Genomic DNA, 19168 nt, shown 5'->3' with positions numbered 1-19168 from the left:
CGAAAGGCCGGAAATGTGGTGACTCTTGACTGTTCAGTGCGGTCGGTTGTCACTGGGTGACAAGGCGGATGGCCGAGACGGCGCGGTCCAGGCGCTCTTCGACCTCACCGTGGGTGCGGCCCTCGCAGACGACGAACCCGGCGCGGTCCAGGTTGTTCTCCCAGACGCGGATCGCTTCGCCGCGGGCGAGTTCCAGGCCTACTTCGACCACGCCCTGGAGTTGTCGGGCGTCGTCCAGGCCGGTGATCGTCGTGACCACGCCCGGCTCTCCGGAGAAGAAACGGACACCGGCCGACTTCGAGGGCGAGACGACCTCGGGCAGTGCGAGTCCGCAGACGGCCCGGACCGCGAGTTCGTACTGGTCGAGTCCGGTCACGAGCTCGGTGATCAGCGGGATCCTGCCTCCCCCGGGCCGGGTGTGTGTCTCGATGACCGTGATGCCGTCCGTACCGAGCACGACTTCCGTATGGGCTGGTCCGACGGTGAGTCCGATGGCGTCCAGGCAGTCGCCCACCGTCTCGGCGACCGCGCGTTCCTCATCCGGGGTGAGAGCGGCGGGCGCGAGATGGGCGTGTTCCACGAAGTGGGGTGCCCCGGTGGTCAGCTTCCGGGTGATGCCGAGCACCGAGTGGCGTCCGCCCTGGGTGATGGTCTCCACCGACAGCTCCTGGCCGACGGCATACCGCTCCCACATCAGGGGCTCCTTGGTGGACAGCAGTACCACGCGCAGGTCGCGGGCGTTGGCCACCAGGTGGACCCCCAGGCCGGCGACGCCGGAGACGGGCTTGACGATCACTGGGTACGCCGAGGAATCGACGTCGCTCACATGCTGAAGGCGCCCGCACGGCAGCGGGTGCCCGGCCCGGGCCAGCCGGCTGCGCATCCGCAATTTGTCCCGTGAGCCGCGGACTGCGGAGACGGGGACGCCGCTGACCGACCACAACTCGGCGAGTTCGGCGGCGGGAAGCAGGCCGAGCTCGGTGAAGGCCACGACCGCCCGGACGCCGGCCGGCCTGGGCAACGCACGCACAGCGCCCGGATCGGTCCGGTACGCGACCCGGTGCACGGCCGCAGCGCCGTCGGCCGCGGGGGTGGGATCCTCGTCGGGGTCACACACCAGGACGTACGACATGCCGAGCCGGGTGATGGCCCGGCTGCCGAACGGGCTGGCGCCGATGAGCACCACGCAGTTCGCATCGTGGGCGCCGGGCTGCGCCCTGAGGCCGGCGTCGCTCATGAGCCCGCCCTCGCGCCTATCAGCGGAGTCCAGCCGTGGGCAGGCGTGTCGATGGAATCCATCAAAAGGGACGGCGCTTCGGCCCCGTACACCACATCGATGTACCGGTCTCCCCGGTCCGGGAAAAGGGTGACGACGGAGGACGAAGAGGGTATCTCAGGGAGAATCTTCTTGATGGCCGCGATGACCGATCCGGAAGATCCGCCGGCGAAAATCGCCTCCCTGTCCAGGATTTCGTGACAGGCTGTGATCGACTCGTCGTCGGTCACCTCCACCACGCGGTCGATGAGGTTCATGTCGAGCAGTTCCGGCACCCTGCTGGAGCCGATTCCGGGCAGTCGTCGGGGCCCGGGAGGATTTCCGAAAACCACCGATCCGACCGCGTCCACGGCGATGACCTCGAGGTGATTGTCCCGTTCCTTCAGCCTACGTGCGAGCCCATTCAAGGTACCCGTGGTGCTCACCGCCACGACGAGATAGTCGATCGGTCCTTGCAGGTCCCTGGATATCTCGTCCGCGGTTCCCCGGTAATGGGCTTCAGGACCCAGCGTGTTGGCGTACTGGTTGATCCATACCGCGCCGGAATCACGGGCCAGGATCTCCTTCACCCGAGCGATACGAGCCGGGAGGTATCCGCCCTCCGTCGTCGGTCCGCCCACCATCTCGACCTGCGCACCGTAGCTCTTGATGATTGAGTAGTTGCTCTTCGTGATGTGCGGGTCGACCACCAGGGTGAGGCGCAGGCCATATATCCTGGCCATCATCGCGAGGGCGACGCCAAAATTCCCCGAAGTGCTCTCCACGACATGTGCGCCGGGATAGAGAACTCCTTCTCGAAGGCCCGTCTCGATGATGTACCGGGCAGTCCGGTCCTTGACGCTGCCGGCCGGATTGAGCAGCTCAAGCTTGGCGTACACTCGAGGGCCCGTCGGAAAAAGGCGGCTCAGTCGGACCATCGGAGTGCCGCCGATACAGTCCACGATGGAGTCGTGCAACAAGAATCCTCCCCAGGTGATTCCTTGCCGTGTGATGGACCAGAGCGCAGTATGTTCACCTTCTACTGCGCATACCGGACTTCGACGGAGGATAGATAATCCTCGGCTATTGCCAGTGAGGTGCCGAATTCATCGGCCCATGAGATGGCGTATCCGAGGCGGTCGTCATTGTCGGCGACCCCGTTCATCTGCACGGGCTCCGAGGCGAAGGTGCTGCGGATGATTCCGGCAGGAAGCAGGGGCGGCGGTGTCACGGAGGTGACCAACCCGGTGCGCCGGGGCGTCAGATAGAGACTCGTGGCGTATCCACCCCGCGCGTCGGGAGACGCTGCCGCCGGCGGGAGCCCCAGGTAGAGGCGTGTGTACAGGTCGATCGAGTCCTGGCCGATGGTCAGTCGCATCAGCTCCCGGATCTGGTCACCGCCCAGGCGCGGATTGATCTCGATCAGTGCCGGGACACCGTCGACGAGCTTGAACTCCACGTGCGCCGCGCCACGTCGGTGCCCCACTGCGTCGAGCCACTGGACGACGACGCGCGCGACGCGCTCGTCGTCCGCCACCGAGTCGAAGTGATACGGGAACATCGCCCCGAGTTCGACCCGGAAAGGCAGCTCCGCCATCAGCTTCTTGGTGAAGCCGAGCAACCGCCAGGCGTCGGCACCGTCGTCCCAGATGAGCTCGGCCGTGAACTCCGGTCCGTCGACGAACTCCTCGACCAGGGCGTACGGAGCGCACCGGTAACTGCGGAGGTTGACCGGATGCGCGGCCATCCTGTGCAGGGCCGCGAGGTACTGCTCGTCGTTCCAGCAGACCCGGACACCAGTGCTTCCGCTGTCGTCGACGGGCTTCACCACGCACGGGTAGCCGACGCCCGAGGTCTCCCCCGGATCGTCCAGGGGTACACGCACGGCTGCCACCGAGTGCCCGATCCCCTTGGTGAGACTGCGCGCGCGGTCCTTGAAGTGGCAGTTCAACAAGCCGTCCGCCGAGGCGTGCGGGAGACCGAGCCGCTCCGCGATCACGGCGGCCTGCACCAGCCTGTAGTCGTCGAACGCGATGACGGCGTCCGGCGCCTGGTCGGCGAAGAAGTGCATGAGTTTCACCAGGTCGTACGTGTCGACCACGCTGTGGGAATCAGCCAGAGTGACCGGATTCGGATGCACCTTTTCGTACTCCGACGGGTCACGGGCGACAAAATGGGCTCGATATCCCTTTTCTTTGGTGAGTCGTACACCTTCAGGGCCGTAGCCCGTCATGTTGCTCTCGATGAAGAAGGCTGTCTTCATCCGATTCCCCCCATTCAGAGATTTGCGAAAGCGCAGATTGGCCATCGCGTTAGCAAACGCCAAGCCTTTTGATAAACCAAAGGGTCATTAAAAGAATGGAAAAAATGATCATGGAGCCCCCGTGAGCGGCGCAGAGGTTGCATGAAACCTCGCAGGTCGGCCGCTTACGGTGCTCAAGTTAGCATCACTGGCATACCGGGGGGACGATAGTGAGTGTGACGATCGTCACACCCCTTCCCAGTGGATTTGCGATGGCCCTCCAGTGCAATCTCTGGAATTGCTGTCAGCGGATTGACCGGGATGCGGCGCACGTTGGTGCAGCTCCCCTGGATATTCCTGTAACTGCTTTCTGCTTTTTGGGGGATTCGGGTCGCATGTCCAGATTAGTGCTGGGTTCCGTTTTGCGTTCGGCAAAACTCGGCGGCTACGCAGTACCGGCTTGCAACGTTTTCGACGCAGTGGGGATGGATGCTGTTCTCGCTGCCGGCGAGCGGCTCTCGTCGCCCGTGGTGGTGCAGGTTTCGACGCGCACCCTGCGTGCTTGGGGGCCGCGTCGGCTGCGGCAGCTCTTCGCGGCGCTGGTGGCGCAGCGGCAGGTTCAGGCGGTGCTCCACCTGGACCACTGCGCTGATCCCGACCTCATCACCTCCTGCATGGAGGCGGGGTGGGACTCCGCTCTGTTCGACGCCTCGTCCATGGACTTCGAGACCGCTGTGCGGCTGACGCGCCGGCTGGTGGCGCGGGGGGCCGACTACGGGTTCGACATCGAGGGCGAGATCGATCCGATCGGATCCGTGCGGGACGCCGGAAGGCGGTCTGCCGTGGTCGACATCAGTCGCTCGGTGGACTTCCTGGAACGCACCGGAGTCAGCTGCTTCAGCCCGTCGGCCGGCACACTGCACGGTCTTTCCGCTGCGCCCGTGGCCCTGGACTTCGAGGGGATCGCCGCACTCGCGGAACGCACCGGGCTCCCCCTGGTCCTGCACGGTGGCAGCGGGCTCGACGACAGGACGCTGCGTCGGGCCGTCGACTGCGGCATCGCGAAGGTCAACGTCTCCAGTGCGCTGAAGGCCGTCTTCCGCAGTGCCCTGGGCGCGGCCGAGCCGGCGCCGGGCGCGGAGCCCCTTGACCTCCTGCAGCAGTTCTCCAAAGAGGCGGAAGCGGTTGTCGCCGACTTCGTCGAAGCGCTCGGCAGTAAGGGGCGGTCGTGCGTAGAGCATTGATCCTGGACTGCGACGGTGTCCTGGTCGATGCCGAACAGACCGGCCATCTGCGGGCGTTCAATGAGATGTGGCGTCGGCTGGATGTTCCCTGGCAGTGGACGCCGGAGGACTACGCCAGGAAACTGGCCATCTCCGGGGGGAAGGAACGTCTGGCCAGCCTGCGGCACGACGCCGGCTTCCGAGCGGCCGTCGACCTTCCCTCCAGCGACAGTGCGTGGCAGGCCCTCGTCCGGACCTGGCACGCACTCAAAACGGACATCTATCTGGGGATGGTCGAGCGCGGAGAAGTGGACGTACGCGTCGGTGTGCGCCGGCTCGCCCGGGAGGCCGTCGAGTCCGGCTGGGCACTGGCGGTCGCCTCCTCGGGATCGGCGCGCTCGGTCCGATCGGTGGTCCGGCATGCGCTCGGCGACGAACTGGCGGTCGCGACCGTCATCGTGGCCGGAGACAGCGTCGAGACCAAGAAGCCGGCTCCGGATGTCTATCTGCAGGCCGCGGCGCTCGTGAGGTCCGATCCCTCCCGCTGCCTGGTGATCGAGGACAGTGCCGTCGGTCTGCAGGCGGCGCTGCGGGCGGGGATGACCTGCGTGGTGACCCCGACCCGATGTCGGTCCAGCGCGGACTTCCCCGGGGCCGCAGCCGTTCTCAGCGCCCTGGGCCCTGGCCCGGAAGGCCCCATGCGGGTGATCGCGAATGCGGCCGGGCTCAGCCTGGACGGCGAGTTCCACCTGTCAGTGGCGCACCCCCTCGTTCCCTCTCTCTCCTCCGAGGTCGGCGAACGCACCAACACGGTCGGTGTCGCATGACGACCGCCATGCGGTGCGCCGCCTCACGGAAATGGACCTCAGCGGCCGGCCTCTGTCATCCCCATGGCTCTCTCGACTGCCACCAGGTCCGCGTCGACCGTGATCACTTCCGGGTCGTCGGGTGCTCCGGGAGCGGCGTGCTTCAGTCCACTGCCCGTGCTGATGAGCACCACCTCGTCGTCGTCCGTCAGCACGCGGCGCTCCCGCAACTCCCCGAGCCCTGCCAGGGTGATGGCCGCCGAGGGTTCCGCGAAGACCCCCGAGCCCTGGGCGAGTCGCCTTACGGCGGTTCCGAGGGCGCTGTCCGGCACACTGAGCACGTCTCCGCCGGTCTCCCGCAGCACGCGCAGTGCGCGGAAACCGTCCTGCGGCTCCGCAACGTTGATGCTCTCCGCGATACTCGAGGCGTCATGGGGCTCCACGTCGTCGAGGCCGAGCCGCCAAGCTCGATGCAGGGCGGCCGACTGCGCCGACTGCACGGCCACCAACCGGGGCACGGCCTGGGTCCAGCCCAGACGCATCGCGTCGACGAATCCGCGGTACAGCCCGGTGAGGATGTTCCCGTCCCCGGCGGGTACGAGCACCACGGACGGAGCGCGGAACCCGAGCTGTTCGACGATCTCCAGCGCCGCCGTCTTCTTTCCCTCGGCGGTCAGCGGGTTGTACGCCGTGCTGCGACACAGCCAGCCGAAGTGGTCCGCCGCCTGGTAGCTCAGCCGAACGGCCGCCTCGTACCCGTCCCGGACGGCGAAGACCTGCGCGCCGTAGGCAAGGAGCTGCCGGATCTTGGCCGGTGCCGTGTCACCGGGGACGAACACCACGCACCGGATACCGGCCGCAGCGCAGCAGCCGGCGAGAGCGGCGGCGGCGTTGCCCGAGGACGCGGTGCACACCACCTTCTGGCCGGCGCGTGCGGCGGACGCGACCACCAGCGCACTGGCCCGGTCCTTCAACGAGGCGGTGGGGTTGCGCCCCTCGTCCTTGACCCACAGTCGGCCCACGCCGAACTCCGCGGCGAGTCGCGGGGCATCGACCAGGGGAGTGCCTCCGACGCCGTAACCGCTCTCGAGCGGGTGCACCGGCCGGCCATCCGATATGGGTAGGAGAAACCGGTAACGCCACATCGAGAACTCGGCGCCGAGGAGTTCGCCGACCGGTCGGCCGCGCCCTGCCGCGTCGTAGTCGGGAACCATGGTGACCGGCGATCCGTTCGGGCATGCCGGACAGAGGTAGCGGATCTCGTCCGCGGCGAAAAAACCCCCACACCGCCAGCATTCCCATTTGTATGCTGAAGTCATTACATTCCCCTTCGAGTGTGTGGTACACGTACGTTCTTTCTACGGAAAGCGTCGCCCACCATATTTGCATCGAAGTGCCTTATACAAGGCTTGAAAGAAAAACCGCGCCGCATGTAGGGTCAAGGGCGGCGGCAGATCCGAGACCGACTTTCCGTACCAAATTTCCAAGGAGTCGATCCGAGTGACGACGTCTGCTAAAGAGCACCTGCTGGCAAAGCAGGACCGGTCTCACCGTGCCATCAATTCCTTCATTCGAGCTCGGGACGCCATCAGCGCCGCCGACGACCAGGAGGGCGGTGGCGGGTGGATGAATCCCGATGTCATCTCGCTCGCTCACGGTGAGGGAGTGCGCAGGCCGCACCACTCCGTGGTGGCGGCCGGTGTCCGCGCCCTGCTCGACACGACCGAGTCATCGCTGGACAACTACCTCTACCTGCGGCGTTTCCCCGCTTTCGAGGAGGAGCTGACAGCCACCTTCCAGGCTGCCGGCATCCCGGACGACGCTGCGTCGAACCTGTGCATCGACAGCGGCAACACCAGGCTCTTCCTCGCCTTCTTCCACGCGGTCGGCGATCCCGGCGACGTATTCCTGGTGCCGCAGGGTTACTACCAGGCCGTGAACATGTGGGCGGACATCAGTTCCGTACATCTCGAAACGGTCGTGACGCGACGGTCAAACGACTACAAGTTCACCCGCGGGGACCTGGAGGAGTTCTACCGTCGGCGCGTTGATACAGGAGAGGTGCGCCGTCCGAAGGGGCTCATCCTGTTCAGCCCGAGTTACACCGGTGCGGTATATGAGGAAAGCGAGCTCGCTGAAATAGCGGAGTTCGTGGAGCAACGCGATCTGGTGGTCCTCGAAGATGCGATATTCCGGGGCACTGAATTCACGGGGCGCAGCTCCGCCCATCTCGCCGGCATGCCGGACATGAGTCAGCGCGTGGTGACCATCAACGGCGGTTCCAAGGCGTATGGGCTGGCCAACATCCGGATCGGCTGGGGGTGCGGTCCTCAGTATCTGATCGAGCGCATGAACTACTACACGATGGCCACCTCGATCACCGTGCCGCACATCGCCAAGGCCATGGCCCTGGCGGCGCTGCGAGCTCCGGCGGAATACCTCGAGGGGAATATCGCCGAGTGCGCGGCCCGTGCAGAACTGGTCGCCCGCCTGCTCGACGAGATCAACGAGAACGTCGCGTCGGCGCTGGGGTTCACTCCCGTCGAACCGCTCCTGACGGTGGCCCACCACCCGAAGGCGGCCCACTCGGTCCTGGTGAGCGGTAACGGCATGGCCGGTCTGCTCACCCCGGACGGCCGGGAGATCACCGACAGCACCGACGTGACCAGGCACTTCCTCAACACGGCGCGGGTCTGCCTGTCACCCGGGGTCTCGAACGGTTTCACCGACTGCACCGTACGCATCGCCTTCGGCTGTCTCGGCTGGGAGCACACGTACGCGTACCCGAAGCACGCCGAGATCGTCGCCAGCGCGGGGGCGCTCCTGACCGCGTTCGACCCAGGGCTCTCGGACAGAGCCGTCGAAGAGCGGCTCCACGCGGCCGGGATCAACCCGCAGTGGTCGTCCCTCGACCACCTCAACCCCGGTTTCCAGGGCGGACGCGAGGAACTGACCGAGGCGATCCAGCGCCGTCTGGGGCCTGCCGTGGTGCGTCTGGCACTCGACAACCAGCAGGAGCTCAGGGCCCGCCACGCACGGTCGGCGGCGGCACCGGAGGACACGGCGGTGCTCTCGGCCGCCGGCTCTGTGCCGGAGATGGCCCAGTGACCGACTTCGTGCTGGACCTGGACGGCACGCTCTACTACGAGTCCGTTCCGATCGACGGGGCCGTCGAGGCTGTCGCGCGGCTGCGGGCTGAAGGTCACCGCGTCGTCTTCGTGACGAACGACGCGACCCTGACCAGGGCGGAGCGGGCGGCCGTACTGTCCTCGATGGGCTTCGCGGCGCGCGAGGACGAGGTGATCACTTCGGCCTTCGCCGTCGCTGCCCGGGTGGCCATGGAGCCGGATGCGCCGAAGGCGGCCATGGTGCTCGGGCCGCCGGCGATCACAGCGGAGCTGCGCCGGGCCTGTCCCGGCCTGGACGTGGTCGAACCCGAGCCGGGCGCGCGGGCGGACGTCGTCGTCGTGGGCCTCGACCGCGAGTTGTCGTACGGCCGGCTGCGGGCTGCCCACACCGCCGTCCGGCAAGGAGCCCGACTGCTCGCCACCAACGCCGACAGCGCCTATCCGGCCTCTGACGAGGAGACCGCTCCCGGAGCCGGCGCCATGGTGGCCGCGCTCGAACGGTCCACCGGTGCAAGGGCTCTCGTGATCGGCAAGCCGGATCCCTTCATGCTCGTGCTGGCCGCTCGTCGGCTCGGCGTCGAACCCCACTCACTGGTGGTCGTCGGAGACAGCACGAGCGATGTTCTCGCGGCCGAACACTGCGGCGCCCGCAGTGTCCTCGTGCTCACAGGTATGGCGAGCGGGGCGGCCCACACCGCGACGGACACATCCACCGGGCAGTCGTTGGTCCTTCAGTCGATCGCGTCCCTGCCTGACGCTCGGCTGCCTGCCTTGCAGGAGAGGCGCGCGGACACGCTGCAGGTGGTCACACGGGGAGGACGGCCGCAGGCCCGGCCGATGACAGGGGAGTACGCATGACCAGTTGTATCGATCGCGACCATCATCATTTCGTCCTGGAACCGTCGACGGTGCAGGCGTTGTCCGAGACCGCTCTGCGGCTCGGTACGTGGCCCGGTTCCGTCCTGCAGGCCGCGTGGGCCACGCTCGTCGCCCGTCATCTGGAGGCGCCCGACGTGTTCACGCACATGACAACCCGGGACGAGACCACCGGCACGAACGCGCGTGTCGTGTGCGCGACGTATTCGCCGCACGCCCCGTTCGCGGAGTTGGTGCGCGCAGTGGACGCCGAAGAGACGACGAGCGCCGGGGACCGGGAGCAGCCGGACGGCGTACGGGTCGCGTTCCGCTGGAACTGCGACGGCGACTCCAGGCCCGTCGCAGGGAACGGCGACGGCGACTGCCCCTCGGCCGTCCTGGACGTGCTCACCGACGGAGCTGCGGTCGAGTGCCGACTCGACCTGGTGGTGAACGCCTTGGGGCCGGCCACCGCTCGCGGACTCGCGGACGAGCTGAAGGTGATGCTGGCGGCCGCCGTCGCTGATCCGAGTCTGGCCGCCGGCCGCCTCCCGTTGCTCACCGGCGACCAGCGTGGGCGTCTGCTGCGCACGTGGAGCCTCGGCAGCGGAGTGGAGCCCCGGCAGGAGTGCTTCACGCGGCTGTTCGACCAGCAGGTGCGCAGCACACCTCACAGCCCGGCGGTCACGGACCGCACCGGAACCCTCGACTACGCGCAGGTGCAGGCGCGTTCGATACGGATCGCGACGGCCCTGCGAGCCGCGGGCGCCGGACGGGACCGTACCGTGGCCGTCCTGCTCGACAGAGGTGCCGACTTCGTCGTCGCCATGCTGAGCGTGCTGCGCGCGGGCGCCGCCTTCGTGCTGCTCGATCCCGCTCGGCCGAGCGAGCACCACGCGCGGGTGATGCGCGAGGCCGGGTGCGTGGCCGTGATCTCCTGCGACCGCCATGCCCCAGTCCTCGACGACGTCATGAACCGGCTCGACGGTTCACCGGCCGTTATAGACGCCCGGTCGTCGGGCCTCGACGAGACGGACTCCCCGGTGGCCGCTCAGGCCGGCCCCTGCTGCTCGCGCGACGCGCTGGCCTACCTCATGTTCACCTCGGGTTCGACGGGGAAGCCGAAGGGCGCCATGGTCGAGAACCAGGGCATGGTCGCGCACATGGAGGCCAAGCTCAACGACCTGGCCATCGGGTCCGACGACGTCGTGGCACAGACCGCTCCGCCCTGTTTCGACATCGTGGTGTGGCAGTGCCTCGCCCCGCTGCTGCGGGGTGCCCGGGTCCAGGTCGTCGACGACGAGGAGGCGACGGACCCGCTCGGCCTCGTCGACGTGCTGGACCGTCTCGGCATCACCGTCGTCCAGTTGGTCCCGGCCATGCTGCGGTCCCTGGTCGCGGTCCTGCCGGGCTCCGACCGTGCCGCGCAGGCGCCGCTGCCCGCCCTGCGCTGGATGGTTCCGACCGGAGACGCCCTGCCCGAGGACCTGGTCCGGCTCTGGTTCGAGATCTGCCCCGACGTGCCGATCCTCAACACGTACGGATCCACGGAGTGCAGTGACGACCAGTGCCATCTCGTCGTACGCAAGTGGTCTCCCGACCTGCCCGCGATCGTGCCGATAGGACGCCCCGTCCCCGGCATTTCGGCGTACGTCCTCGACGAGCACGGCGAGGTCATGCCGGTGGGTGTGCCCGGCGAGCTGCACATCGGCGGTATCGGAGTCGGGCGGGGCTATCTGGGGCGGCCGGACCTGACGGCCGCGAAGTTCGTGCCGGACCCCTTCGCCGGTACGAAGGGGGCGTCGATGTACCGCACCGGGGACAAGGTCCGCTGGCGTCCGGACGGTTCGTTGGAGTTCCTGGGCCGTATCGACCTGACCGTCAAGGTCAGGGGCCTGCGGATCGAGGTCGACGAGATCGAGCGGATCGTCCGCGAACATCCGGATGTCCACGACTGCGTCGTCGTCGCGTACGCGCATGCCGGCGACGTCACGGACAGGCGCCTGGCCGCGTACACCTCGCTCCACAACGGCCGCGCGGTGGAATTCGGCGCGCTGCGCGACCACACCGAGGCCCGTCTTCCCAAGCACATGAGGCCCACCGCCTATGTGGTCCTTGACGCGCTTCCCGTCGGCGCGAGCGGAAAGGTCGACCGCAAGGCCCTGCCGGCGGTCACCGAACGGGACCTCGTGGGCGGTGACGCCGACGAGACGCCCAAGACCGAACTGGAAACCGTGCTCGCGGAACTCTGGGCTGACAACCTCGGCCTCTCCCGGGTCCCTCTGGAGCGGACTTTCATGGAGCTGGGCGGCCACTCCGTCCTGGCGGCCCGCCTGGTCGTGGCGGTTCAACGGCGGCTCGGCGTGCGGGTGTCACTGGCCGACCTGTTCCGCCACCCCACGGTGCGGCGGCTGGCCGAGTTCGTCAAGCAGGCCACGTGGGCCGAGCCGGTCCGGATCGAGGAGCACACGCCACGCGGGAACACGGCGGAACGGAACGACGCGTTCGAGCTGACCCCCCTGCAGCAGGCCTACTGGGTGGGGCGCACCGACGGGTTCGAACTGGGCGGGGTGCGGGCTCACATCTACCTCGCGGTCGAGTGCGCCGGCCTCGATCTGGACCGGGCCGAGGAGGCGTTGCGGCGGCTCGTCGAACGTCATGACGTCCTTCGCCTCGTGATCGGGAACGACGGGCGACAGAAGGTGCTGCCCACGGGGCGGACCGCGCTGGCAGTCGAGGACCTGCGCGGTCGCGGAGCCGAGGAGATCGACCGGATCACCGAGGCGGTGTCGCGGCGCATGGCCGCCGAGGGCCCGTCGCCCGAGCGCGCCCCGCAGCTGGAGGTCGTGGTCCATGTGCTGGACGACGAGGTACACCGCGTACACCTCTCTCTCGGGCTGCTCGCAGCGGACGGGTATTCGGAGCACGCCCTGCTCGACGACTGGCTGGCGCTGTACCGCGACCCCGCCGCCGCCCCGAAGCATGGCGAGCTCACGTATCGCGACTACGTCACGGCGATGCTCGAAGGACGCGTGGGGTCCGCGCGGGCCTCCTGGGACTACTGGAAGGAGCGTCTGCGCGAGCTGCCGCCGGCTCCCGAACTGCCGGTCAGCAACCGGATACCGGCGCGGGCGGGTCGCTTCACCCGCCGGGTGGCGAGGCTGGAGCCCGCGCAGTGGGCCGCGTTCAAGCGGCACGCGGCCAGGGCGGGGGTGACGCCCAGTGCCGCCCTGCTCACCGTGTTCGCCGAGGTTCTGGCGCACTGGGCCAAGACGCCCTGGTTCACCCTGAACGTGTTGTCGTCCTGGCGGCTCCCGGAGGTCCCCGGTGCCGAGCGTGTGGTCGGCAACCTGAGCAGCACGCTGCCGCTCGAGGTGGACTGCCGGGGCGCGGCGGCCTTCGCCGAGCGCTGCCGTACCGTTCAGGCCCGCCTGCTGCAGGATCTGCAGCACGGTGATGTGGACGGTGTACGCGTGGCACGCGAGGCTGCACGTGTCCAGGGCTGGTCCCAGCGCGCCGTGTTCCCGGTCGTCTTCGCGAGTGTGCTCGATGTGGACACGTCCTTCCTGGACGACCTGCCCTTCGACGCCCGTGTCATCGACAGCGGTCTGCAGACTCCGCAGGTCTACCTGGACCACCAGGTGTACGAGTACGGCGGGGCACTCGTCGCCAACTGGGACACCGTGGACGCCGCCTTCCCCGAGGGATTCCTGGGGACCGCGTTCGAGGGGTTCACCCGCCTGCTCGAATCGCTGGCCGAGGAGACGTCGTGGGAGACCCCCCTCGCCGCGTCTGCGCATCTGCCGCGCAGCGCGCGGATCGAAGCGGCCCGGTCCCACCTCACGTTGGACGCGAACGGTCTGCTCCACACCCCCTTCTTCTCGCGTGCCGCGGAAGCGCCCCACCGCACGGCCCTCGTTGACGGTCCCACCAGGCTGACCTACGGCCAACTGGCCGAACGCGCCGAGACGATGGCGAACTGGCTGATCGAACGCGGGGCCGGCCCGGGCGACCTCGTCCCCGTCGTCGCCCGCCAGGGGTGGGAGCAGATCGCGGCGGTGCTCGGCATCCTCCGAGCCGGTGCCGCGTACCTTCCCATCGACGCGGGACTGCCCGCGCAGCGCATCCGCCACCTGCTCGGCCAGGCGACGAAGGAGGTGGCCCTCACCCAGTCGTGGGCCGGCGTCGAGGAGAGCGTCTGGGACGGCGTGACACAGCTGCTGGTGGACCGGGTCGAACCGACCGCGGTGGCGGCGTCGGCCGAGCCGCGGCAGACCCCTCGGGACGCCGCATACGTGATCTTCACCTCCGGGTCCACGGGCCTGCCGAAGGGTGTGGAGGTGGATCACCGGGGCGCCGTCAACACCGTGCGCGACGTGTCGGATCTGATCGGGCTGGGCCCCGAGGACCGGGTTCTCGGCGTGTCCTCCCTGAGCTTCGACCTCTCGGTGTACGACGTCTTCGGGGTCCTCTCCGCCGGTGCGGCCCTCGTGCTGCCCGACCGCCGCTCGTCGCGTGATCCTGCCCGCTGGGCGCAGACGGCACTGTCCGAAGGCGTCACCGTCTGGAACAGCGTGCCCGCCCTGATGGAGATCCTCGTCGACCATGCCGAGCCGGCGCCGGCCGCCGCCCGGATTCCGCTGCGTGCCGTGATGATGAGCGGTGACTGGATTCCGGTGACGCTGCCCGACCGCATCCGGCGGATCTGGCCGGACGCGGACGTCATCAGCATGGGAGGCGCCACCGAGGCATCGATCTGGTCGGTGATGCACCGGGTGGGCGAGGTGTCCCCGGAGTGGCGCAGCATCCCCTACGGCCGGGCGATGACCAACCAGCGCATGTACGTCCTGGACCACCTGGGGGCACCGCGCCCGCACTGGGCCACCGGCGAGATCGCCATCGGCGGAGTGGGGCTCGCCCGCGGGTACTGGCGGGACCCCGAGCGCACCGCCGAGCGGTTCGTGCGTGACGCCGTCACCGGGGAGCGGCTCTACCTGACGGGTGACCAGGGCCGCGTCCTGCCGGACGGCACGATCGAGTTCCTCGGTCGGGACGACTTCCAAGTGAAGATCAACGGCTTCCGGATCGAACTGGGTGAGATCGACGCGGCTCTCAACAAGGACCCGTCGGTCCGGGACGCCGTCGCGTCCGTGCGGTCGGCAGGCGCCGGTGGCAAGTCGCTGATCGCCCATGTGGTGCCGGCCCACGAGGAGATCGACGTGGAGGCGCTGCGGCGCAGCCTTGAGTCGGCTCTTCCGCCTTACATGGTCCCCACGGTGATCCACACGTTGCCCGCACTGCCGCTGACCTCCAACGGCAAGGTCGACCGAAAGGCGCTGGCCACGGCCGAGGCGGCACCCGCGGCGGCCGGGGCGAAGCCACGCAGGTCCCTGCGTCCGGGTGTGGAGGCCGAGATCGGCGCCCTGTTCGCGGGCTTGCTCGACCGTACCGATGTCACGGCGGACGACGACTTCTTCCAGTGCGGTGGCAACTCGTTCCTTGCCATCCGGCTGACGACCGCACTCTCGCGGCGGTTCGGCATCGAGGTGTCTCTGTCGTCGTTCTTCGCCCGGCCGACACCAAGTGGCCTGGCCGCGCTGATCGGGGCCGGCGGCACCGAGCGGACGCACCGTTCCCCCGTGGTGACGATCAAGGAGTCCGGCACCGACACGCCCTTCTTCTGCGTGCACCCGGTGGGCGGAACCGCCATGTGTTACGCCGAACTCGCCCGACTGCTGCCCGAGTCGACACCGTTCCACGGGATCGAGGCCGTCGGTCTGGGACACGGGGAGGAGCCGCTCCGGACGATCGAGGACATGGCGCGGACCTACCTGGCCGCCGTCCGGGCGATCCGGCCCGAAGGCCCCTATCTGCTGGGGGGTTGGTCCATGGGCGGCCTGATCGCCTTCGAGATGGCGCGCCAGCTTGCGGACCAGGGCGCCGAGGTCGCCCAACTGGTTCTGATCGACGCGGAGTTGCCCGATCCGGCAACCGCTGGAAGGGAACTCTCCGACCGTGAGGTGTTGGCCGGGATCATACGGGACCTCACAGGGCAGCCCGGGCAGCCGGAAGTCGGTGCACCGCTCCTGGACGCCGCCTCGGTACTGACCGAGCTCCGGCGTCGCGGGGTCCTTCCCGAGGAGATCTCGTACGAGAGCTGGGAGCGGCTGCGCGCCCTGTACGGCGCCAACCTCCGCGCCATCGCGCGCTATCGAGGTGGCCCGTACGACGGCCCCGTGCGGCTCATCCAGGCGGCAACGCAGCCGGAGGGCGCCGACAGCCCGCATCTGACCTGGCTCCGCGCCGGACTGGACGTGACCGTGGACACCGTGCCGGGTGATCACTACAGCATGTGGGCTCCGGAACATCTGCCGACCCTCGCCGCCGCCCTCGGCGACCGGCTCGGCGCCCGGGTCGAGGTGCAACGGTGACTGATCTTCTCCACCCCGACATTCCCCAGCTGCCGGTCGCGCGCCGGGATCCGGTCACCGACACCTATCACGGGATCACGGTGGTGGATCCCTACCGGTGGATGGAGACGGACGGCGACGCACTCGGCTCCTGGCTGGAGGAGCAGTCCCGCCACTTCGAGCACTTCCTGAAGGCACAGCCCGGGCAGGCGGAGGCCAGGGAGCTGTGCGCTCGTCTCAGCGCGTCGGATGCCCACATTGTCAACGTGCAGTACGGCGGTGGGCAGGTGTTCCTGCTCCGGCGCGACGTGGACGCACCGACACACCGGCTCGTCGCCCGGGTCCGCCCGGACGGTGAGGAGCGCGTCGTGGTCGATCCCGCCGTGCGGCACGCCGAGGACGGGGCCCACCATGTCTCGATCGACTGGTACAGCGCGTCCCCGGACGGTCGTTTCGTGGCTTACGGCGTCTCCGCCAACGGCTCCGAACTCTCCACGATGTACGTCGTCGACGTGGTGCGGGGAACGTGGCTCCCCGTGGCGGTGCCGGGTGCCGCCCCTGGCCGGATGACCAGGCTGCGCCATCCCGGCATCTCCTGGCACCCGGACTCACGCCGGTTCGTCTACCAGCGTCTCGGCGCCGATTCGGGCACCGCGAAGTACCAGAACGTGCGGACCGAGCTGTGTGAGATCGACAGCGCGGACGGCAAGGCCACCACCCGCCCGCTGGGCGACATCGGCGACCTCACCACCGGGCCCGACGACACCCCGGTGGTGACGTTCTCCGACGACGGCCGGTGGCTCGTGGCGGGGATACGTCCCGGATGTGAGCGCACATGCTCGGTTCACGTGCGCTCGGCGGACGCGCCCGGGGGACCGTGGCAGCAGGTGTCCGACGCGGCCCTCGCCTGGCAAGTGGCAGGCGACGAGGCCTACGTGTTGGATCCGGGCGAGGACGGCCGGGGACGCATCGTCGCCCGTTCTCTGACCGACGACGACGCACCGCTCACCGTCGTCTTCGACAAGGGCCCCGTCGTGGAGGACTTCTGCGCGGTGGACGGAGCGTTGCTGCTCCGCTGTCTCGAAGGGGGTTCCTCCACGGTCGTCCGGGTGCGACGCCCCCTTGGCGACCGCGAAACCGTCCGCCTTCCGCACCTGGGCAGCGTCACCGAATGGGCACACGACCCGGCGACCGGGGAATGCCTGATCGGTCTGTCGTCGTGGACGAGATCACTGCGTCTGCTACGGGTGTCCGCCGACTCGACGGAATGCACGGACACGGGCTGGGTTCGGCCTTCCGGCGTCGAACGGCAGGACGTGACGACGAGCACCGTGTCGGTCGTCGCGTCGGACGGGGTCGAGGTACCCGTGACCGTGGTCCACCGCGTGGACCAGTTGCCGGAAGGCACGGCGCCCGCTCTGTTGAGCGCCTACGGGTTCTTCGGCATCACCCTCCGGGCGGCGTTCAACGCGGCGGTGGTCGAGTGGGTCGCGGCGGGCCGGGTGTGGGCGGTGGCCCACGTCCGCGGCGGCGGAGAGGGGGGCGAGTGGTGGGCGCGGGCCGGTCACGGAACCGGGCAGGAGCGCACCATCGAGGACTTCCTGGACTGCGCCGACCATCTCGTCGAGGCGGGCTGGACGTCTGCCGACCGGCTGGCCGCCGAGGGCACGAGTGCCGGCGGGCTGACCGCTGCGGGCGCCATGGTGCGCTCCCCGGACCGGTTCGCCGCCGTGGTGCTGCGGGTGCCGGTCACCACCACACTGCGGCTCGAGATGCATGAGAACGGTCCGCCGAACATCCCCGAGTACGGAACCGTGACCACTCCCGAGGGCCTTGCGGCCCTCCTGGTGTCCGACGTGTGCCGCCGTGTCACGACGGCGCCGTATCCGCCGGTGCTGGTCACCATGGGCCTGCACGACCCCCGGGTGACCACGTTCCAGCCGGCGAAGCTCGTCGCCCATCTGCGGCACGCCTCGACCTCGGCTCATCCGGTGCTCCTGCGCGTGGAGGAGCACGCCGGCCACGGAGTGGGGTCGACCAAGAGCCAGCTGGACAACGAGATCGCCGATCGCCTGACCTTCCTGAACGCGGTCCTCCCGCAGCCGGATGCCGTCGGCGCACCACTGCCCGTCCCACACCTGCGAGGGGAACAGCTCAAGTGAAGCCAGACCAGATCAGGATCCTCGACCGCGCCACCGTGACGCGCTGCCTGGACGAGATCGATCCTGTCACGGTGGTCGAGTCCGCTGTGTGCGCACACACCCAGGGCCACTCCGAATTGCCCGCCGAGGGCTACATGGCGTGGGAGAACTCGGCCGGGGCCTATACCCGTTCGGTCGCCATGCTCGGCGCGGTGCGACACGGACCGGGCACGGCCTACGGCATGAAGCTGATCAACGCCTCGGTCACCAACCCGTCCCTGGGCATCGAGCGCGCGGGCGGCTTCAGCGTGCTGTTCGATCCGGAGACCGCACGCCCGGTCACCCTGGTCGAAGCCGGTCACATCAGCGCGCTGCGCACCGCCGCCTACACCATGTCGACCCTGCGCCATCTCGGCCCTGTGCGCTTCGACGCGGTGAGCATCATCGGGTGCGGAACCATCGCGGCCATGCACGCCAGGCTCCTGGGCCAGTACTTTCCAGCGGTCCGCGAGATCCACCTGTTCGACATCGACCCGAACCGGACGGCGGCCCTGGCCCGGCAGATCCGCGCCGAGTGCCCGGAACTGAAGGCGACGGAGCACCAGGACCTGGAGTCCTGTGTGAAGGCATCTCCCGTGGTCGTCACTCTGACCGTCTCATCGGAGCCGTACATCCCGCCGCACTGGCTCGCGTCCGGCGCTTTCGTCGCGCACGTCTCGCTCGACGATGTGCTCCCCGCCGTCTTCCGCGAGGCGGAGGCGATCTACGTGGACGACGTCGACCTCGTCCGCGACAACCCGCGCCGCATCCTCGGGGCGGTGATGCAGGCGGGCGACGTGGTGGCCGACCCCGGAACCGCGACCGCCGAGGGACGCGCCCTGGCCAGGCGGTACGGGGACGTTCTGCTCGGCAGGGCGGAGGCGGTCCGGCCACGGGACGGATTCGTGGTGAGCAATCCCTTCGGCATGGCGATTCTCGATGTGGCGATCTGCCAGGAGGTGGCGGTCCAGGCAGCCGAGGCCGGCCTCGGGGTCGTCGTCGACCTCCTGGGCGACCCCGGCCGGGCCCACACGTGAGCACGGTGGGGCACATGACGCACACCGAGGAA

Annotated in this window: 11 protein-coding genes; 7 read left to right on the top strand and 4 right to left on the bottom strand. The window is 68.8% G+C overall.

Features of this window, described 5'->3' with window-relative positions:
- Positions 1–49: 49 nt before the first annotated feature.
- The 3 genes from ABZT06_RS44200 to ABZT06_RS44190 all read right to left on the bottom strand — a co-directional run bounded on the left by ABZT06_RS44200 (position 50) and on the right by ABZT06_RS44190 (position 3518).
- Positions 50–1237, bottom strand: coding sequence for an ATP-grasp domain-containing protein (locus ABZT06_RS44200; protein WP_355754114.1), 1188 nt, complete (start codon positions 1235–1237; stop codon positions 50–52).
- Entirely contained in the window at positions 1234–2232 is a 999-nt protein-coding gene (gene sbnA, locus ABZT06_RS44195; protein WP_355754112.1) for a 2,3-diaminopropionate biosynthesis protein SbnA, read from the bottom strand. Before sbnA ends, ABZT06_RS44200 begins: the two co-directional genes overlap by 4 nt.
- A gap of 62 nt (positions 2233–2294) precedes the next feature.
- Positions 2295–3518 (bottom strand): ATP-grasp domain-containing protein, encoded by a 1224-nt coding sequence (locus ABZT06_RS44190; protein ID WP_355754110.1) that lies wholly within the window; start codon positions 3516–3518, stop codon positions 2295–2297.
- Positions 3519–3733: 215 nt separating this feature from the next.
- Here ABZT06_RS44190 and ABZT06_RS44185 point away from each other — a divergent pair, with 215 nt between their 5' ends.
- On the top strand, positions 3734–4741 hold the full coding sequence (locus ABZT06_RS44185) for a class II fructose-bisphosphate aldolase (RefSeq protein WP_355754107.1): 1008 nt from the start codon (positions 3734–3736) through the stop codon (positions 4739–4741).
- Entirely contained in the window at positions 4726–5547 is an 822-nt protein-coding gene (locus ABZT06_RS44180; RefSeq protein ID WP_355754105.1) for an HAD-IA family hydrolase, read from the top strand. Before ABZT06_RS44185 ends, ABZT06_RS44180 begins: the two co-directional genes overlap by 16 nt.
- 38 nt (positions 5548–5585) lie before the next feature.
- Here ABZT06_RS44180 and thrC read toward each other — a convergent pair whose 3' ends face one another.
- Positions 5586–6740 (bottom strand): threonine synthase, encoded by a 1155-nt coding sequence (thrC, locus tag ABZT06_RS44175; protein WP_355754103.1) that lies wholly within the window; start codon positions 6738–6740, stop codon positions 5586–5588.
- Between the two features lie 412 nt (positions 6741–7152).
- Between thrC and ABZT06_RS44170 the strand changes: the two genes are divergently transcribed.
- The 5 genes from ABZT06_RS44170 to ABZT06_RS44150 are packed head-to-tail and all read left to right on the top strand — an operon-like array spanning position 7153 to position 19136.
- Positions 7153–8634 carry a pyridoxal phosphate-dependent aminotransferase gene (locus ABZT06_RS44170; RefSeq protein WP_355754101.1) on the top strand — a complete coding sequence of 494 codons (1482 nt, stop codon included), beginning with the start codon at positions 7153–7155 and terminating at the stop codon, positions 8632–8634.
- Positions 8631–9512 carry an HAD-IIA family hydrolase gene (locus ABZT06_RS44165; protein ID WP_355754099.1) on the top strand — a complete coding sequence of 294 codons (882 nt, stop codon included), beginning with the start codon at positions 8631–8633 and terminating at the stop codon, positions 9510–9512. The genes ABZT06_RS44170 and ABZT06_RS44165 overlap by 4 nt, the downstream gene beginning before the upstream one ends.
- Positions 9509–15940, top strand: a complete 6432-nt coding sequence (locus ABZT06_RS44160) for an amino acid adenylation domain-containing protein (RefSeq protein ID WP_355754097.1) — start codon at positions 9509–9511, stop codon at positions 15938–15940. The genes ABZT06_RS44165 and ABZT06_RS44160 overlap by 4 nt, the downstream gene beginning before the upstream one ends.
- Entirely contained in the window at positions 15937–18081 is a 2145-nt protein-coding gene (locus ABZT06_RS44155) for a prolyl oligopeptidase family serine peptidase (protein WP_355754095.1), read from the top strand. Before ABZT06_RS44160 ends, ABZT06_RS44155 begins: the two co-directional genes overlap by 4 nt.
- Positions 18078–19136, top strand: coding sequence for a hypothetical protein (locus tag ABZT06_RS44150; RefSeq protein ID WP_355754093.1), 1059 nt, complete (start codon positions 18078–18080; stop codon positions 19134–19136). The genes ABZT06_RS44155 and ABZT06_RS44150 overlap by 4 nt, the downstream gene beginning before the upstream one ends.
- Positions 19137–19168: the final 32 nt, after the last annotated feature.

This window comes from Streptomyces sp. NPDC005483 (genome assembly GCF_040606035.1).
Classification (GTDB): Bacteria; Actinomycetota; Actinomycetes; order Streptomycetales; family Streptomycetaceae; genus Streptomyces.
The sequence above is the reverse complement of the archived record's forward strand: the minus strand, read 5'-3'. Positions and strand labels throughout refer to the sequence as shown.